The 16,146-nt window shown below is 72.1% G+C and carries 15 protein-coding genes; 9 read left to right on the top strand and 6 right to left on the bottom strand.

Annotation, left to right across the window (positions count from 1 at the left end; genetic code table 11):
* Window positions 1-73: 73 nt before the first annotated feature.
* Together ACFVU2_RS17835 and ACFVU2_RS17830 are read right to left on the bottom strand one after the other, a co-directional pair.
* On the bottom strand, window positions 74-931 hold the full coding sequence (locus ACFVU2_RS17835; protein ID WP_387877098.1) for an EamA family transporter: 858 nt from the start codon (window positions 929-931) through the stop codon (window positions 74-76).
* Window positions 931-1,506, bottom strand: a complete 576-nt coding sequence (locus tag ACFVU2_RS17830) for a dihydrofolate reductase family protein (RefSeq protein WP_387877096.1) — start codon at window positions 1,504-1,506, stop codon at window positions 931-933. Before ACFVU2_RS17830 ends, ACFVU2_RS17835 begins: the two co-directional genes overlap by 1 nt.
* Before the next feature lie 95 nt (window positions 1,507-1,601).
* Between ACFVU2_RS17830 and recQ the strand changes: the two genes are divergently transcribed.
* From recQ to ACFVU2_RS17815, 3 genes are all read left to right on the top strand, one after another.
* Window positions 1,602-3,605 carry a DNA helicase RecQ gene (recQ, locus tag ACFVU2_RS17825; RefSeq protein ID WP_387877093.1) on the top strand — a complete coding sequence of 668 codons (2,004 nt, stop codon included), beginning with the start codon at window positions 1,602-1,604 and terminating at the stop codon, window positions 3,603-3,605.
* 73 nt (window positions 3,606-3,678) lie between these two features.
* On the top strand, window positions 3,679-5,448 hold the full coding sequence (locus tag ACFVU2_RS17820; protein ID WP_387877091.1) for a glycoside hydrolase family 3 protein: 1,770 nt from the start codon (window positions 3,679-3,681) through the stop codon (window positions 5,446-5,448).
* Window positions 5,449-5,644: 196 nt separating this feature from the next.
* Window positions 5,645-6,088: a DapH/DapD/GlmU-related protein gene (locus ACFVU2_RS17815; protein WP_387877088.1), complete on the top strand. Its 444-nt coding sequence runs from the start codon at window positions 5,645-5,647 to the stop codon at window positions 6,086-6,088.
* A gap of 120 nt (window positions 6,089-6,208) precedes the next feature.
* On the opposite strand, the gene ACFVU2_RS17810 is transcribed toward ACFVU2_RS17815, so the two are convergent.
* Both ACFVU2_RS17810 and ACFVU2_RS17805 read right to left on the bottom strand, forming a co-directional pair.
* A complete protein-coding gene (locus ACFVU2_RS17810; protein WP_387877086.1) occupies window positions 6,209-6,715 on the bottom strand; it encodes a hypothetical protein in 507 nt (168 codons plus the stop codon).
* Window positions 6,708-7,316 (bottom strand): RNA polymerase sigma factor, encoded by a 609-nt coding sequence (locus tag ACFVU2_RS17805; protein WP_387877083.1) that lies wholly within the window; start codon window positions 7,314-7,316, stop codon window positions 6,708-6,710. Before ACFVU2_RS17805 ends, ACFVU2_RS17810 begins: the two co-directional genes overlap by 8 nt.
* A gap of 217 nt (window positions 7,317-7,533) precedes the next feature.
* Between ACFVU2_RS17805 and ACFVU2_RS17800 the strand changes: the two genes are divergently transcribed.
* From ACFVU2_RS17800 to ACFVU2_RS17790, 3 genes are all read left to right on the top strand, one after another.
* A complete protein-coding gene (locus ACFVU2_RS17800; protein WP_387877080.1) occupies window positions 7,534-8,097 on the top strand; it encodes a hypothetical protein in 564 nt (187 codons plus the stop codon).
* A 173-nt stretch (window positions 8,098-8,270) separates the two neighbouring features.
* Window positions 8,271-10,385 (top strand): acyl-CoA dehydrogenase, encoded by a 2,115-nt coding sequence (locus tag ACFVU2_RS17795; protein WP_387877078.1) that lies wholly within the window; start codon window positions 8,271-8,273, stop codon window positions 10,383-10,385.
* Window positions 10,386-10,526: 141 nt separating this feature from the next.
* A complete protein-coding gene (locus ACFVU2_RS17790) occupies window positions 10,527-11,021 on the top strand; it encodes a hypothetical protein (RefSeq protein WP_387877075.1) in 495 nt (164 codons plus the stop codon).
* A 4-nt stretch (window positions 11,022-11,025) separates the two neighbouring features.
* Here ACFVU2_RS17790 and ACFVU2_RS17785 read toward each other — a convergent pair whose 3' ends face one another.
* The gene (locus ACFVU2_RS17785) at window positions 11,026-12,009 is read right to left on the bottom strand and encodes a malate dehydrogenase (RefSeq protein WP_387877072.1); all 984 of its coding nucleotides are present in this window, start codon (window positions 12,007-12,009) and stop codon (window positions 11,026-11,028) included.
* An 88-nt stretch (window positions 12,010-12,097) separates the two neighbouring features.
* Here ACFVU2_RS17785 and ACFVU2_RS17780 point away from each other — a divergent pair, with 88 nt between their 5' ends.
* Genes ACFVU2_RS17780 through ACFVU2_RS17770 form a run of 3 tightly spaced genes read left to right on the top strand, consistent with a single transcriptional unit; the run spans window position 12,098 to window position 15,183 of the window.
* Window positions 12,098-12,982 carry a neutral zinc metallopeptidase gene (locus tag ACFVU2_RS17780; protein ID WP_387877071.1) on the top strand — a complete coding sequence of 295 codons (885 nt, stop codon included), beginning with the start codon at window positions 12,098-12,100 and terminating at the stop codon, window positions 12,980-12,982.
* A 21-nt stretch (window positions 12,983-13,003) separates the two neighbouring features.
* A complete protein-coding gene (gene pip / locus ACFVU2_RS17775; protein WP_387877069.1) occupies window positions 13,004-13,963 on the top strand; it encodes a prolyl aminopeptidase in 960 nt (319 codons plus the stop codon).
* The gene (locus ACFVU2_RS17770) at window positions 13,960-15,183 is read left to right on the top strand and encodes an amidohydrolase (protein WP_387877067.1); all 1,224 of its coding nucleotides are present in this window, start codon (window positions 13,960-13,962) and stop codon (window positions 15,181-15,183) included. Before pip ends, ACFVU2_RS17770 begins: the two co-directional genes overlap by 4 nt.
* A gap of 49 nt (window positions 15,184-15,232) precedes the next feature.
* Here ACFVU2_RS17770 and ACFVU2_RS17765 read toward each other — a convergent pair whose 3' ends face one another.
* On the bottom strand, window positions 15,233-16,081 hold the full coding sequence (locus ACFVU2_RS17765; protein WP_387877064.1) for a glycosyltransferase family 2 protein: 849 nt from the start codon (window positions 16,079-16,081) through the stop codon (window positions 15,233-15,235).
* Between the last annotated feature and the right edge of the window lie 65 nt (window positions 16,082-16,146).

Here is a 16,146-nt window from a genome sequence, read left to right as displayed (position 1 = left end):
TCCGGAAGCATCCGTGTGGGCCCCTATGGGAAAGCCGGAAGTGGCCAGGACGTCGCGGGTCGTCGCCGCGTGCTCAGGCGGCTGCGAGCATCCCCGCCGCTCCGACAGCCAGGGCCAGGCCGATCCACTGCACCGGGGCGATGCGCTCCCGCAGCACGATCGCGGCGAGCAGGATGGTGCCGGCGGGGTAGAGCGCGACGAGGACCGACATGGTCGCCAGGTCGCCGGCCCGCAGGCCAATGAGGATGAGGACGTTGGCCGCCGCGTCGAGAGCGCCGCTGCCCGCGGCGAGACCGGCGCCCGCGGGGGTGAAGCGGTCCCCTCCGGGACGAGTCCGGGCGCGCAGCACGGCGAGACCGACGACGCTCCACATGATCGCCCCGTTGACGGCGCGGTTCGCGAGGAGCGGCACGACTCCGGAATCGGCGGGCGTCTGGTCGAGGAGGATGAGGAACGCGCCGATGAACACGCCCGCGCCGACGGCCATCAGCAGGGCCTTGCCGCTCGGCCGCACCGCACCGCGCTCGGGCACGAAACCCACGAGGACGACGGCGACCAGCGCGACGCCGAGGGCGACGTAGCCGATCGGTGCGAACCGGTCCCCGCCGATCAGCCCCCAGGTCAGCGGCACCACCGCCGAGACGACGGCGGTCAGGGGCGACAGGATGCTCATCGGCCCGATCGCGAGGCACGCGTAGAGCAGGAAGACGGCGATCGAGCCGACGACACCGGAGAGGGCGCCCCATCCGAGCGCCGCCGGGCTCCACGCGCCGCCGACCAGCGGGAGGGCCAGGACGAGCAGGGCCAGCCCGCTCACGGCGCCGACCGCGGTCACCCGGAGGGCCCCGATGCGGCGCGCTGCGACCCCGCCGACGAAGTCGGCCGAACCGTAGACGAGCGCGCTGACGAGGCCGAGCACGACGGCCGGCATCAGCTCCGGGCCAAGCGGTAGACGTGGAGGACCGCGCCGCTGTCGTAGCGTTCGAGCTCGGCGAGCTCGAACGTCCACTTCTCGCGGTCGTCGGGGAAGATGCGGCGGCCGCCGCCGAGCAGCACCGGGTAGACGAGCAGGCGCAGCTCGTCGACGAGACCCCAGACGACGAGCGCGCGGACGAGCGAGGCGCTGCCGGCGACGAGCAGGTCGCCGCCCTCGGTGCCCTTGAGAGCGGCGACCGCGGCGCGCACACCGCCGTCGGCGCCCGCCTGCAACCGGGTCGCGTTCCACTCGAGCGGCTCGTCGCGCGAGGTGACGACGGTCTTCGGCAGGCCGTTCATGATGTCGGCGAACTCGCCCTCGCGCGGCGGCCAGGCCTCCGCGAACTGCTCGTAGGTGCGCCGGCCGAGCAGGAGCGAGCCGGCATCGCGCACCTCCTGCAGCTTGGCGGCCTGCAGCGCGTCCGTCGCGAACGGGAACGTCCAGCCGCCGTGGGGGTGGGTGCGCTCGCCGCCCGGCGCCTCGACGACACCGTCGAGCGACATGAACTCGGTGACGATGAGGCGGCGCATGCGGTGATCGTATCGGAGGCCTGTGGAGGGTGGCGAGCATCCACAGCTTCCGGTCGACGGGGCCGACGGTCAGGAGTCGTCGTTACGATCGAGGGATGAGCTGGAACGCCTGGGTGCCGGACGAACGCGACGCGCCTCCATTGGAGGACGAACCGCCGCTGCCCGACTTCGGCGACGACCCGTACGCCGATGCGCCGTACGACGACGCGCCGTTCCCGGCTGCGGGAGGGCGTGGCCCGGTCGCGAACGTGGCCACCGCCTCCCGGCCGCCCGCGGTGACGCCGCCCCGGTTCGCGACGGCGGCGGACGCACTCCGCACGGTGTTCGGCTACGACAGCTTCCGCGGCCAGCAGGCGCAGATCATCGATCAGGTCGTCGGAGGCGGCGACGCGGTCGTGCTCATGCCGACCGGCGGTGGCAAGAGCCTCTGCTACCAGATCCCCTCCCTGGTGCGCGAGGGCACCGGCGTGGTGGTCTCGCCGCTCATCGCCCTGATGCAGGATCAGGTGGATGCCTTGACCGCCGTCGGCGTGCGCGCCGCCTTCCTCAACTCCACACAGGACGCCCAGCAGCGCGCGGACGTCGAGCGGGCCTATCTCTCGGGCGAGCTCGACATCCTGTACGTCGCACCCGAGCGGCTGTCGTCCGAGGCGACCAAGCGCTTCCTGGAGCGCGGCCGCATCGCCCTCTTCGCGATCGACGAAGCCCACTGCGTCTCGCAGTGGGGCCACGACTTCCGCCCCGACTACCTCGCGCTCTCCGAGCTCGCCGACCGCTGGCCCGGTGTCCCGCGCATCGCGCTCACCGCGACCGCCACCGATGCGACGCATCGGGAGATCACCTCGCGACTGCACCTGGAGCAGGCCGAGCACTTCGTGGCCGACTTCGACCGTCCGAACATCCAGTACCGCATCGTGCCCAAGGTCGAGGTGCGCAAGCAGCTGCTCGACTTCATCACCGTCGAGCACCCGGGCGACGCCGGCATCGTCTACGCGCTGTCCCGCAACTCGGTGGAGCGCGTGGCCGAGTTCCTCTCCGCCCGCGGCCTGACCGCTCTGCCCTACCACGCCGGTCTCGACGCGGGCCTTCGCGCGCGGACACAGGCCCGGTTCCTCCGAGAGGAGGGCGTGATCGTCGTCGCGACCATCGCGTTCGGCATGGGCATCGACAAGCCCGACGTGCGCTTCGTCGCCCACATCGATCTGCCGAAGTCGGTCGAGGGCTACTACCAGGAGACCGGTCGCGCGGGCCGCGACGGCCTCCCCTCGACCGCGTGGCTGGCCTACGGGCTGCAGGATGTCGTGCAGCAGCGCCGCATGATCGACGACTCCCCGGGCGACCTCGCCCACCGCCGCCGTCTCACCCAGCACCTCGATGCGATGCTCGCCCTGTGCGAGACGGTGCAGTGCCGCCGGGTGAACCTCCTCGGCTACTTCGGCCAGCGCTCCGAGCCCTGCGGCAACTGTGACACGTGCCTCACGCCGCCGGAGAGCTGGGACGGCACCGTGCCCGCCCAGAAGCTGCTCTCCACCGTCGTGCGGCTGTCGCGCGAGCGCAACCAGCGGTTCGGCGCCGGCCACCTGGTCGACATCCTGCGCGGCAAGCGCACTCCACGCGTCGACCAGTACGGCCACGACGCACTGGCCACCTGGGGCATCGGCGCCGACCTCTCCGAAAGCCAGTGGCGCGGTGTCGTGCGACAGCTCATCGCCCAAGAACTGCTGAAGCCCGAAGGCGAGTACGGCGTGCTCGTGCTCACTCCGGAGAGCCCGGCCGTGCTGGCGGGGGAGCGCCCGGTCGTCCTGCGCCGAGAGCCCGACCGTCCCGAGAGGGCGAGCCGGTCGTCCCGCAGCTCGGCACCGGCCGACGTCGCCGCGGGCGACCTGCCGCTCTTCGAGGCGCTGCGGTCGTGGCGCGCCGGCGAGGCGAAGTCGCAGGGGGTGCCGGCGTACATCGTCTTCGGCGACGCGACGCTGCGGGCAGTCGCCTCCGCCCGCCCGGCGACCCTGGGCGACCTCGACGGAATCAGCGGCATCGGTGCCAAGAAGCGCGAGGCCTACGGCCAGGCCCTCCTCGACGTCGTCGCCGCGGGAGCGTAGAGCACCGGCTGGAAAACCAAGCACTGTTCGGTTTATGATGCGTCTCAGACCCATCACGCCCGAAGGAGTGCGCATGACCGACACCATCCCCGCCGTCGACCCGACGTTCCGCGACCCCGCCCTGCCGATCGACGAGCGCGTCGAGAACCTGCTCGGCCAGATGACCCTGGAAGAGAAGGCCGGCCTCTTCTTCCAGACCATGATCACGATCGGGGAGGGCGGCGAGGTCGCCGGCGAGAACCCGCTCTTCGGCATCCCGGACACCACCGGGATGGTGCGCGACGGGCACCTGAACCACTTCAACGTCTTCGGCGCCGCCAGCTCGGCTGCGGAGATGGCCGAATGGCACAACCGGCTGCAGGAGGTCGCGGCCTCCACCCGCCTCGGCATCCCGGTCACCATCTCCACGGACCCGCGGCACTCGTTCAGCGACAACCCGGGGGCGGCGATCATGGCCGGCCCGTTCTCGCAGTGGCCCGAGACCCTCGGGCTCGCGGCGATCGGCGACGAAGGCCTCGTGGAGCGCTTCGCCGACATCGCCCGGCAGGAGTACACGGCCGTCGGCATCCGGGTCGCGCTGCACCCGCAGATCGACCTCGCGACGGACCCGCGCTGGGCGCGCCAGGTCGCGACCTTCGGCGAGGACCCCGACCTCACCTCGCGCCTCGGCGCGGCGTACATCCGCGGATTCCAGGGGCCCGAGCTCGGCCCCGACTCGGTCGCCACGATGACCAAGCACTTCCCGGGCGGCGGCCCGCAGAAGGACGGCGAGGACCCGCACTTCGCCTACGGACGCGAGCAGGTCTACCCCGGCGGCGAGTTCGAGACCCACTTGAAGCCGTTCGAGGCGGCCTTCGAGGCCGGCACCAGCCAGATCATGCCGTACTACGGCATGCCGGTCGGCACCGAATACGAAGAGGTCGGCTTCGGCTTCAACAAGTCGGTCATCACCGGGCTCCTGCGCGAGCGGTTCAGGTTCGACGGCATCGTGTGCACCGACTGGGGACTGATCAGCGACGGCGAGATCGGCGGGCAGCCGTTCCCGGCCCGGGCGTGGGGCGTCGAGCACCTCAGCCCGCGGGAGCGGATGAAGAAGGTCGTCGAGGCCGGAGCCGACCAGTTCGGCGGCGAGCACATCCCGGAGCTGCTGATCGACCTGGTCCGCTCGGGCGAGATCGCCGAGGAGCGCATCGACGCTTCCGCGCGCCGCCTCTTGCGCGAGAAGTTCCGGCTCGGCCTGTTCGACGCCCCGACGGTCGACCCCGCCCGGGCCGCCGCCGTGGTCGGCAACGCCGAGTTCGTCGCGGCCGGTGAGGCGGCGCAGCGCGCATCCGTCACCCTGCTCGCCAACGACGGCGTTCTGCCGCTCGCCCGTGGCGCCAAGGTCTACGTCAGCGGCTTCGACCCCGAGGTCGTCGCCGGGTTCGCGACCGTCGTCGCCACCCCGGCGGAGGCGGACGCCGCGCTCGTGCGCCTGCATGCGCCCTACGAGCAGCGCGCCACCATGTTCGAGAACTTCTTCCACGCCGGCTCCCTCGACTTCGCGCCGGAGACGGTGGACGAGGTCCTCGCCATCGCGCGCGCGGTACCGACCGTGGTGCAGGTGTTCCTCGACCGGCCCGCCATCCTCACCCCGTTCGCCGGGGAGGTCGCCGCGATCTCCGCCGACTTCGGAGCCAGCCAGGCGGCGCTGCTCGACGTCCTGTTCGGCGAAGCGCAGCCGCAGGGCCGCCTGCCGATGGACCTCCCGTCGTCGATGGAGGCCGTGCGCGCCAACCGTCCCGACGTGCCGTTCGACACTGCGGACCCGCTGTTCCGGTTCGGCCACGGGCTCGCCTACTGAGGTCGGCGAACGGCTCGAGGAGCCGGGTTTCCGAGTGGATCGGGACCCGGCTCCCTGCTGTCTCCCATCTGATCCCCTGTTCTCACCGCGTTCTCGGGCGTACGGTGGCCGTTCTGCGGGACGATCAGGGAATCTTCTGGCCATCCCGCGTGTTGTACAGATGTTCGGATACGCGACGATCTCGAAGGAGGAGACGATGGCACGGATGATCGAAGAGCTCGAGGACGAGACCGGCGCAGTGATCAGGTATCGGCGGCACGCCAACGGCCGGGGGCTGGTGGCTCCGACCGCACGGGTGGCCGAGTCGGCGTACATCGAGCCGACGGCCTACATCGAGGCGGATGCCCGCGTCGGACTCGACGCCTACGTCGGCGCCGGCAGCTGGATCGACCGCGGCACCACGATCGGCGACCGCACGTTCGTGGGCGCGAACGTCCACATCGGCGCGGGCAGCGTGGTCGGCAGCAACGTGAAGATCGGCAGCAATGCGAAGATCGGCGCGAACGCCATGATCGGCAACGGCGCGCGCATCGAGCGCGACGCCCAGCTCGACCCGGGCAGCGTGCTCACCGGGCGCGACGGGGTCACCGCCCGCGACGTGCTGCGCGCGGCACCCCGTCAGGCCCGCCGCGCCGCGTGACGCACGGGTCGTTCTGACGCGGGCTGTCCCGGCAGCAGAAGGAAGGGGCGTCACCCGCCGCATCGCATCGACGATGCCGGCGAGTGACGCCCCTTCCGCGCGTCCGGCCGCACGGTTCGGTCATTCGCGCGGGACGGAGAGGCCCAGCTTCGCGCACAGCTCCGCCAGCGCGACCTCCGACGGGAAGACCGCGAGCCGTCCGTCCGGCAGCTGGCAGGTCTCGAGGTGGGGCACCGGATGGACCTTGCCGTCGGACATCGAGGCGCTCCGTCCGTCGCCCGCGCGCCATCCGGCCGCGCACTGCTCCTCCGCGAGCGCGACGCGCTCGTCGATCGGGGTGGGCGTCTTCTCATCGAGGTCGCCCGGCAGGTAGACGGAGGTGCCGTGCCTCGAGCCGAGGTCGGCCGCGTCGTAGCAGTCGACGAGGTAGTTGATCTGTCCCTGGCTGGCGCGTGCGATGGCGATCCCGCCCGCCGTGGTGCCGGCGACGAGCGCTCCGGCGATCCCGATCGCGGCGAGGCGGTGTCGGCGCGTGCGTCGGCGGTCGTCGGCCGCGATGGTGTCGAGGAGGCGGCCCTTCAGCTCCTCGAACCGGGAGTCGTCCGGGAGCAGACTGCGGTCAGTCATCGGTCCCCCTGAGTGTCTGGAGTTCGGACCGGAGCCGTGCGCGCAGCCGGCTGAGCCGGTTGCGCACCGCTCCGGTGCTGATTCCCGCGGCGAGGGCGGCCTCCTCGTAGCTGGCATCCCCCCGGATGCACAGCTCGAAGACCGTCCGGTCCGGTTCGGGCAGCCGCGCGGCGGCGGCCTCGACGAGCGCGAGCAGCTGCGCGCGCTCGGTCATCTCGTCGGGCCCGGGCGCCCGGTCGGCGAGCGTGTCGTCGGCGGGCTGGTCGGTGCGGCGGCGCGCGGCCGCCTGGTTCGCCCTCCGGCGGTTGAGGATCAGGTTGCGGCAGGTGACCAGCAGCCACGGCAGGGCCGATTCGCCCATGATCGTGAGCGTCGCCCGCTTGCGCCACAGGGTGACGAAGACATCCTGGCTGATCTCCTCGACGTCGTCACGAGCCGGGAGGCGGGCGGCGGCGTAGGCGTAGACCACGCGGCTGTGCCGGTCGTAGAGTCGCGCGAACGCGCTCTTGCTCCCATCGGCGAGGTCGCGCAGCAGAGCGACGTCCGACACGTCGGGCGCAGCCGCGCCCTCGGCGTCGGTCTCGTTGGCGAGATCGCTCATGACTAGGGAATGTGCCTCCTCGGCCGATCCTCTCAGGATCCGTGCGCACACCGTCGAAACGGAGGTGGGGCGTCGGGAGAATCGAGGAGCGCCGGAACCCGCCGGCGCCGTTCACCCGTGGGGACCCGACATGACCCGATCCGCCCGATCCGCCCGATCCGCCCGATCCACCCGAACCACCCGAACCACCCGATCCACCCGCCCGCCGCGCGTACGGATGCGCGGCCTGCTCCTCGCCGTCGGCGGCGCGCTCGCGCTCGCCGCGGCCCTCGTCGTCGCGCCCGTCGCCGCAGGCGGTGCCGCCGCGGCATCCGAGCCGGCCGCCCGATCCTGCTCCTACGACCTCGCGACCGCCTCCCTCGTGTGCGTCGATGCCGGGGACGACCTCGACGCCGCGGTGCTCGCGGAGCAGCACCTCGTCGTGACCGACCCGGGCGCCGGGAGCCCGGCACCGGCCGTCGACGCCGCGTCCCGGGCAGCGGTCCCGGCCGCCGCTCGCGCGACGTACGTCCAGGTCAAGCTCTACGACGACGCCGGCTACGGCGGCGCCTACTTCCAGATCACGAACTCGAGCGCGTGCAACGGGAGCACCGTCTATCAGTTCGGTCCGCTCAGCTCGGTCGGGTGGTCCGGCCGGGTCAGCTCGTTCGCGAGCGCGTCGGGATGCACGACCAAGCTCTGGTCGGGGGCCTCCTACAGCGGATCGAGTTACGGATTCGCGTCCAGCGCGTCCAGCCTCGGATCGATGAACGACCAAGCCAACTCGGTGAGCCTCAAGTAGCTCGGGCAGAGGAGGTTGTGGATCCTCCAAGCGCACGCCCTCCGTTTTGGAGGATCCCACAACCCTCGCGCGGCCGTCGTCGCCGCCGTTTGTAGGCGGGGCACCGCCCGTTTCGCTCCGGCCGCGCGCAGTCGTACCGTGACATCGACCCCGAGAGAATCGAAGAGGAACTCATGGTTGACACCGCCGAGCGCGTCCCCGCTGCAAACTCCGCCGCCACAGACTCCGCCGCCTCAAACTCCGCCGCATCCCGCCCCGCACCGGCTCCCGCCGCCGGCGCCGCACCGCGCGTCGACGTCGAGGCTCTCGGGCGCCAGCTCCTGGGGGACTGGGCGGAGGCCCGTCTCGCCTCGCGAGAGCTCGCCGGCCGCCCCGACATGCAGAAGATCGAGGGCCTCTCGGTCGCCGACCACCGCAAGCGCGTCTTCGGGCAGCTCGGTCTGCTGGTCGAGAACGGGCAGGTGCATCGGGCGTTCCCGAAGTCGGTCGGCGGTGCCGACGACCACGGCGGCAACATCGCCGCGTTCGAGGAGCTCGTCGCGGCCGACCCGTCGCTCCAGATCAAGTCGGGCGTGCAGTGGGGCCTCTTCGGCGCGGCTGTGCTGCACCTCGGCACGGCGCCGCACCACGAGACGTACCTGCCGGCGATCATGTCGCTCGACGTGCCCGGAGCCTTCGCGATGACGGAGACCGGGCACGGCTCCGACGTCGCGAGCATCGCCACCACGGCCACCTACGACCCGGAGTCGCAGGAGTTCGTGCTCGACACCCCCTTCCGCGGCGCGTGGAAGGACTACCTCGGCAACGCCGCCGTCGACGCGACCGCCGCCGTCGTGTTCGCGCAGCTCATCACGCAGAACGTGAACCACGGCGTCCACGCCTTCTACGTGCCGATCCGCGACGCAGACGGCGCGTTCCTCCCCGGAGTGGGCGGCGAGGACGACGGGCAGAAGGGCGGGCTCAACGGCATCGACAACGGCCGTCTGCACTTCACCGGCGTCCGCATCCCGCGCACGGACCTCCTGAACCGCTACGGAGACGTGGCCGAGGACGGCGCGTACACGTCGCCCATCCAGAGCCCCGGCCGCCGCTTCTTCACCATGCTCGGGACGCTGGTGCAGGGCCGTGTCTCGCTCGACGGCTCGGCCACGATCGCGTCGAAGATCGGCCTGAAGATCGCCCTGACCTACGCCGACGAGCGCCGGCAGTTCACCGCCGGCAGCGACACGGACGAGGAGGTGCTGCTCGACTACCAGCGCCACCAGCGCCGCCTGCTCCCGCTGCTCGCCACCACCTACGCGGCGAGCTTCGCCCACGAGGTGTTCCTGCACAAGTTCGACGACGTCTTCAGCGGTGCGGCCGCGACGGACGACGACCGGCAGGACCTCGAGACCATCGCGGCCGCGCTCAAGCCGCTCAGCACCTGGCACGCCCTCGACACGCTGCAGGAGGCGCGGGAGGCGTGCGGCGGCTCCGGCTTCCTCACCGAGAACCGCATCACCTCCCTCCGCCAGGACCTCGACATCTGGGTCACCTTCGAGGGCGACAACAACGTGCTGCTGCAGCTGGTCGCCAAGCGCCTGCTCACCGACTTCAGCCGCAAGTTCGCCAAGGCCGACGCCGGCGCCCTCGCACGGTACGTCGTGACCCACGCGGCCGATCGCGCCTACCACGGCAGCGGGCTGCGAAGCGTGGCCCAGACGGTGCGCGACTTCGGTTCGACGGCGCGCTCGGTCAACTGGCTGCAGGAGTCCGCCTCGCAGCGGGAACTGCTCACCGACCGGGTGGAGACGATGATCGGCGAGATCGCCGGGCGACTGCGTCCCGCGTCCAAGCTCAGCAAGAAGGCTGCGGCCGAGCTCTTCAACTCGCAGCAGAACGAGCTCATCGAGGCCGCGCGCGCCCACGGCGAGCTGCTGCAGTGGGAGGCGTTCACCGAGGCGCTCGAGCAGGCCCCCGACGCCGGCACCAAGCAGGTGCTCACGTGGCTGCGCGACCTCTTCGGCTTCGGGCTGATCGAGAAGCACCTGGCCTGGTACCTGATCCACGGCCGTCTGTCGCCGCAGCGAGCACAGGCCGTCACGGCCTACATCGACCGTCTGCTGACCCGCATCCGCCCGCACGCCGTCGACCTCGTCGACGCGTTCGGCTACGGCCCGGAACTGGTGCGCGCCAAGATCGCGACCGGCGCCGAGGGCGAGCGGCAGGCCGAGGCCCGCGCGTACTTCGCCGAGCACCGTGCGGCCGGCACCCTCCCCGCCCAGGAGAAGAGCCAGAAGAAGCGCTGAGCGCAGCGCGCCGCGCGAACGAGTTGTCGCGACACGCCGTCTCTCCACTCGGAGAGGCGGCGTGTCGTGTCACATGAATGCGCGGGCAAGGCCGCAACACCGCGATGGCGCCTCGCGAACGGCGGCGCCTAGGATGGCCGCGTGGAGCGGGTGGAGTTGCAGAGCGACATCGTGATCGACGAGGCGATGGTGCGCAGAGTCGCCTGGTATCAGTTCCGGCTCTGGTCGCGCGGTCCGCTCGCGGCGCTCGTGCTGCTCTGCGTCCTGGCTGCCGCCGCCGGGGTGGGGCTTCTCCGCGACTCCGCGGGCCCGGTGGTCGTGGCCGCCACGCTTCTGGTGGTGGCACTCCCTTTCGTCTTCTACATCACGTTGCGGAACCATTGCCGCAGAACCATCGGCGGGAGGACGCTCGCCGTCGGCTTCGGCGAGGCGGTGTTCGTCGTTTCGGGATGGGGATCTCAGACGACGATCGCGTACACGCAGGTCCGTGATGTCACACGCCGCGGGAGGCTGATCGTCGTTCGTCTGCGGGACGGTCGGCGCAGCGTTCTTCCGGTCGAGCTCATCACCGACGATCGCCTCCGCCTCCTACGATCCGGCGGAGCTTCCGCGACGTCCGCGCGCGCGGCGGGGTGAACGGCTAGAGCAGCCCCAGAGCCCGCACCGCGTCGCGCTCCTCGACGAGCTCGGCGACGGAGGCGTCGATGCGCTCGCGGGAGAAGGCGTCGATCTCCAGGCCCTCGACGATGCGCCATTCGCCGTCGACCGAGCGCACCGGGAACGACGAGATGAGCCCGGTGGGGACGCCGTAGCTGCCGTCGGAGACGATCGCGGCGGAGGTCCAGCGGTCGCCGGTGCCGTTCACCCAGTCGTGCACGTGGTCGATCGCGGCGCTCGCCGCCGAGGCCGCACTGGAGGAGCCGCGCACCTGGATGATCTCGGCGCCGCGCTTCGCCACCCGCGGGATGTACTCGTCGGCGAGCCAGCGCTCGTCGACCAGCTCGGTGGCGGGGCGGCCGCCGACGGTCGCGTGGCTGAGATCCGGGTACTGGCTGGCGGAATGGTTGCCCCACACGATGACGCGTTCGATGGCGGAGACCGGGACGTCGAGCTTCGCCGCCAGCTGGGCGACGGCACGGTTGTGGTCCAGGCGGGTCATCGCCGTGAAGCGCTCGGCAGGCACATCCGGTGCGTGGGCGCTCGCGATGAGGGCGTTCGTGTTCGCGGGGTTGCCGACGACGAGCACCCGGATGTCGTCGGCTGCGCCCGCGTTGATCGCGGCGCCCTGCGGGCCGAAGATCGCGCCGTTGGCCTCCAGCAGATCGGCCCGCTCCATCCCGGGGCCGCGCGGCCGAGCACCGACGAGCAATGCGATGTTCGCCCCGTCGAAGGCGGCGTTCGCGTCCTCCGTGACGTCGACCGAGTGCAGCAGCGGGAAGGCGCCGTCCTGCAGTTCGAGGGCCGTGCCCTCGGCGGCGGACCGCCCGGCCGGGATCTCGAGCAGCCGCACCCGCACGGGCACGTCCGCCCCGAGCAGCTGGCCGGAGGCGATGCGGAACAGCAGGGCGTAGCCGATCTGGCCGCCGGCCCCGGTGATGGTCACGGTGACGGGGGAGGTGCTCATGCTGCGAGCCTAGCCCGCAGGCCCTCCCCTCCTCAGGCCGGATCCCGTGAATAGTCACGACCTGCCCTCCGCGGGTACGGTGTGCGGCATGACGTTCAATCCGGACGCGGACATCAGCGGGGGCAAGGTCAAGCGCCGGGGGCGCACGGCGGGGATCGCCGCGGGTGGTCTCGGGATCGGGGCGGTGGCGATCTTCCTGATCGCCCAGCTGCTCGGGGTGGATGTCACGGGGCTCCTCGGCGGCGGCACGACCGGGACGGAGCAGATCGGCACCGGGGCCGAGCTGCAGGACTGCCGCACGGGCGCGGATGCCAACGCGAACGTCGACTGCCGGATGAAGGGGGCGGCGGCGTCGCTGGAGGCGTACTGGACGACCGAGCTGCCCGCGCTCGGCGGGCGGTACTCGTCACCCGACTTCGTGCTCTTCACCGGAGGGACGAGCACGGGATGCGGGTCCGCGTCGAGCGCGACGGGGCCGTTCTACTGCCCGGCCGATCGCACCATCTACGTCGACACCGGCTTCTACGACGAGCTGCGGTCGCGCTTCGGGTCGAGCGGTGGGCCGCTGGCCGAGATGTACGTGGTCGCGCACGAGTGGGGGCACCACATCCAGAACATCGGCGGGATCATGGCGCAGCACACGAGCCGCGCGACCGGACCGTCGTCCGACAGTGTGCGGCTGGAGCTGCAGGCCGACTGCTTCGCGGGGTCGTGGGCGGCCGCCGCCTCGACGACGACGGACGAGAACGGCGTCGCCTTCCTGCAGCCGATCACCACCGCGCAGATCCGGGACGCCCTGAGCGCGGCGGCCGCGGTCGGCGACGACCGCATCCAGCAGGCGTCGACGGGGCGCGTCGATCCGGAGGGCTGGACGCACGGCTCGGCGGCACAGCGCCAGCGCTGGTTCACCACCGGCTATCAGCAGGGTGCGCAGGCGTGCGACACGTTCTCCGTCTCCGCGGCGCGGCTCTGACCGACCGGTAGCCTCGACAGCATGCGAACTCTGTACCCCGAGATCGAGCCGTACGAGACCGGCATGCTGGACGTCGGCGACGGACAGCAGCTGTACTGGGAGGCGAGCGGCAACCCCGAGGGCAAGCCGGTCGTGTTCCTGCACGGCGGCCCGGGAGGTGGCACGACGCCGACGCACCGGCGCCTGTTCGATCCCGCGAAGTACCGCATCGTGCTCTTCGACCAGCGGGGCTGCGGCAAGAGCCTCCCGCACGCCAGCGAGCCCGAGGCGGACCTGTCGCTCAACACGACCTGGCACCTCGTCGCCGACATCGAACGGCTCCGCGACGAGCTGGGCGTCGAGAAGTGGCAGGTGTTCGGCGGGTCCTGGGGCAGCACGCTGGCCCTCGCGTACGCGCAGACGCACCCGGACCGGGTGACGGAGCTGGTGCTGCGCGGAATCTTCACACTGCGCGCCGCCGAGCTCGACTGGTTCTACGAGGGCGGTGCGGCGGCGCTGTTCCCCGATCTGTGGGAAGGGTTCCTGGAGCCGGTGCCGGTGGAGGAGCGCGGGCACCTCATCCGCGCCTACAGCCGGCTTCTCGCCGACCCGGACCCGGCCGTCCACGGCCCCGCCGCGGTGGCGTGGTCGCGCTGGGAGTCGTCGACGATCACGCTCCTCCCGCGCCCGGAGCTGGTGGCGACGTTCACCGAGCCGGAGTACGCGGTCGCGTTCGCCCGCATCGAGAACCACTACTTCACGCACGGCGGCTGGTTCGAAGAGGGCCAGCTGATCCGCGACGCGCACCTCCTCGCCGACATCCCGGGCGTCATCGTGCAGGGCCGCTACGACACGTGCACCCCGCCGATGACGGCATGGGACCTGCACCGGGCCTGGCCGGAGGCCGACCTGCGGATGATCCCGGATGCCGGGCACTCGTTCGACGAGCCGGGCATCCTCGACGCCCTCATCGAGGCGACCGATCGGTTCGCGGACCGATGAGCGAGCGGAGTACGGAGGAGGCCGTGGTGCTGCTGACGAACGTGCGCCCCTGGGGTGGGCCTGCGGCCGACATCCTGATCGAGCGCGGGACGATCGCCGCGGTCGAGCCGCACGACCCGGGCCGCCCGGCCCGCCCGGCCCGCCCGGCCCGCCCGGAGGCCGCGCCCGGCGAGACGATCGACGGGCGCGGGCTGCTCGCCCTCCCCGGCCTGATCAACGCGCACGCCCACCTCGACAAGAGCTGGTGGGGGCGCGAGTGGGTGCCCTACGGCGGCGAGGCGACGACGCAGGGGCGCATCGCCCATGAGCGCGCGCACCGCGACGAGCTGGGCATCCCGAGCCCGGACAGCACGCTGCAGCTGCTGCAGGCGCTGGTCGCGCAGGGCACGACCGCGTTCCGGTCGCATGTCGACGTGGACCTCGGCGTCGGGTTGCGGGGGATCTCCGTGGTGCGGGAGGCCGTCGCCGCGCTCGGTGTGCCGGTCGCGCTCGAGATCGTCGCCTTCCCGCAGGACGGCGTGCTGCGCCGGCCCGGCGTCCTGGAGCTGCTCGACCGTGCCGCCGCGGAGGGCGCCGACCACATCGGCGGCCTCGACCCGGCCCTGATCGACCGCGACCCGGTCGGTCAGCTGGACGCGCTGTTCGAGATCGCCGACCGCCGTGGCGTCGGCCTCGACATCCACCTGCACGAAGGCGGCGAGCTGGGCGCGTTCGAGTACGAGCTGATCCTCGAGCGCACGCGCGCCCTCGGCCTGGCCGGGCGCGTCAACGTGGCCCACGGGTTCGCGATCGGCGACCTTCCCGCCGCCCGGCAGCGGGCGCTCGTCGAGGAGCTGCGGGAGGCGGGGGTCTCGATCACGACCGTCGCCCCGATCAACGCCTCCCGGCTCCCTCTCGCCGAGCTGCGCGCGGCCGGTGTGCCCGTCGGGCTGGGGACGGACGGCATCCGCGACCTCTGGGGGCCGTACGGGGACGGCGACATGCTGCGCCTCGCGACCCGGCTGGCCCAGCTCTCGGGCGCCCGGCGCGACGAGGAGCTGACCGATGTCGTGCGGCTCGCGACGAGCGACGCGGCCGGGTTCGTCGGCCGGCCGGTGCACGACCTGGTGCCGGGAGCGCCGGCCGACATCGTGCTCGTGCACGCCCAGAACGTGCCGGAGGCACTGGTGATCGCGCCCCCTCGCGAGCTGGTCCTCGTGGGCGGCCTCCGCGTCGTCTGACGGAGCACGTCTCCGGGGTTGCCCGGTTGCCAGGGGAGCGCGGCGCGGGTCAGCGGGTGGGCGCGGGCTCGCGGGTGCTGGGGTCGCGCGACCACTGGGCGGCGTCGGCGCGGCGCGAGCGCATGCGGGAGATCTGGGTGAGGGCGGCGTAGCAGAAGGCGTCGACGGCGCTGCGGGGGCCCTTCGCGCTGTGCAGGATGGCGCGGGCGCGCTGGGACGACTGCTCGCCCAGCGACACGCCGAGGTCGAGCTGGCCGCGACGGTGACGGGTGATCACGGCGAGGAGCGCCTTCGTGGTGCGCGGAACCCGCACCAGCATCGGCGGGGTGTCGAGCACGGCCTTCTCGTCGTCGGTGAAGAGGTTGTGGATCCAGGAGTCGTCGTTCACGATGTCCGGGAAGCGCTCGAAGCGGGCGTGCCCGGCCTCCGAGACGGCGTAGCCGCCGGCGCCCCAGAGCCGTACGCCGGTCTCGGGGATGCGCGCGCGGGCGCGGTAGTAGGCGCGGACGGGGAAGGTCGCGTCGTGCACGTCCTCCACCGAGGCGGGGCGGGCGGCCAGTGCTCCGCCCTCGCGTGCGAGCTCGTGGAGCACGGCGGCCACGGCCTCCGGCTCGATCTGGATGTCCGCGTCGAGGTAGAGGCGCGGCCAGCGCGCGGTCGCCCGGTCGCCGACGTTCATCGCCGCGACCTTCGACGCGGTCTCGATCTCGATCACGGTGACACCGGGGTACCGACGGGCGACGTCGGCGGTGGCATCGGAGCAGCCGTTGCAGACGACCAGCACGTCGACCGTGCCGCTCGCGGCGACCGGCCGCAGCTTCTCGAGGGTTCGGGCGATCACCGACTCCTCGTCGTGCGCCGGGACGATGACGGCCCCGCTCACCGTGCGGATGTCCACGGTTCCCCTTCCGTGCCTGTGCCTGCAGAGACCAACCGACCTCCATAAACGAGGAATAGTCAGTT

This window comes from Leifsonia sp. NPDC058194 (assembly GCF_042883605.1).
Taxonomy (GTDB): Bacteria; Actinomycetota; Actinomycetes; order Actinomycetales; family Microbacteriaceae; genus Leifsonia.
The sequence above is the reverse complement of the archived record's forward strand: the minus strand, read 5'-3'. Positions and strand labels throughout refer to the sequence as shown.

Excerpts from the sequence above, each read along its gene's own strand:
- ACFVU2_RS17835 (WP_387877098.1), bottom strand. The coding sequence starts at position 931 with ATGCCGGCCGTCGTGCTCGGCCTCGTCAGCGCGCTCGTCTACGGTTCG.
- ACFVU2_RS17830 (WP_387877096.1), bottom strand. The coding sequence starts at position 1,506 with ATGCGCCGCCTCATCGTCACCGAGTTCATGTCGCTCGACGGTGTCGTC.
- recQ (WP_387877093.1), top strand. The coding sequence starts at position 1,602 with ATGAGCTGGAACGCCTGGGTGCCGGACGAACGCGACGCGCCTCCATTG.
- ACFVU2_RS17820 (WP_387877091.1), top strand. The coding sequence starts at position 3,679 with ATGACCGACACCATCCCCGCCGTCGACCCGACGTTCCGCGACCCCGCC.
- ACFVU2_RS17815 (WP_387877088.1), top strand. The coding sequence starts at position 5,645 with ATGGCACGGATGATCGAAGAGCTCGAGGACGAGACCGGCGCAGTGATC.
- ACFVU2_RS17810 (WP_387877086.1), bottom strand. The coding sequence starts at position 6,715 with ATGACTGACCGCAGTCTGCTCCCGGACGACTCCCGGTTCGAGGAGCTG.
- ACFVU2_RS17805 (WP_387877083.1), bottom strand. The coding sequence starts at position 7,316 with ATGAGCGATCTCGCCAACGAGACCGACGCCGAGGGCGCGGCTGCGCCC.
- ACFVU2_RS17800 (WP_387877080.1), top strand. The coding sequence starts at position 7,534 with ATGCGCGGCCTGCTCCTCGCCGTCGGCGGCGCGCTCGCGCTCGCCGCG.
- ACFVU2_RS17795 (WP_387877078.1), top strand. The coding sequence starts at position 8,271 with ATGGTTGACACCGCCGAGCGCGTCCCCGCTGCAAACTCCGCCGCCACA.
- ACFVU2_RS17785 (WP_387877072.1), bottom strand. The coding sequence starts at position 12,009 with ATGAGCACCTCCCCCGTCACCGTGACCATCACCGGGGCCGGCGGCCAG.
- ACFVU2_RS17780 (WP_387877071.1), top strand. The coding sequence starts at position 12,098 with ATGACGTTCAATCCGGACGCGGACATCAGCGGGGGCAAGGTCAAGCGC.
- pip (WP_387877069.1), top strand. The coding sequence starts at position 13,004 with ATGCGAACTCTGTACCCCGAGATCGAGCCGTACGAGACCGGCATGCTG.
- ACFVU2_RS17770 (WP_387877067.1), top strand. The coding sequence starts at position 13,960 with ATGAGCGAGCGGAGTACGGAGGAGGCCGTGGTGCTGCTGACGAACGTG.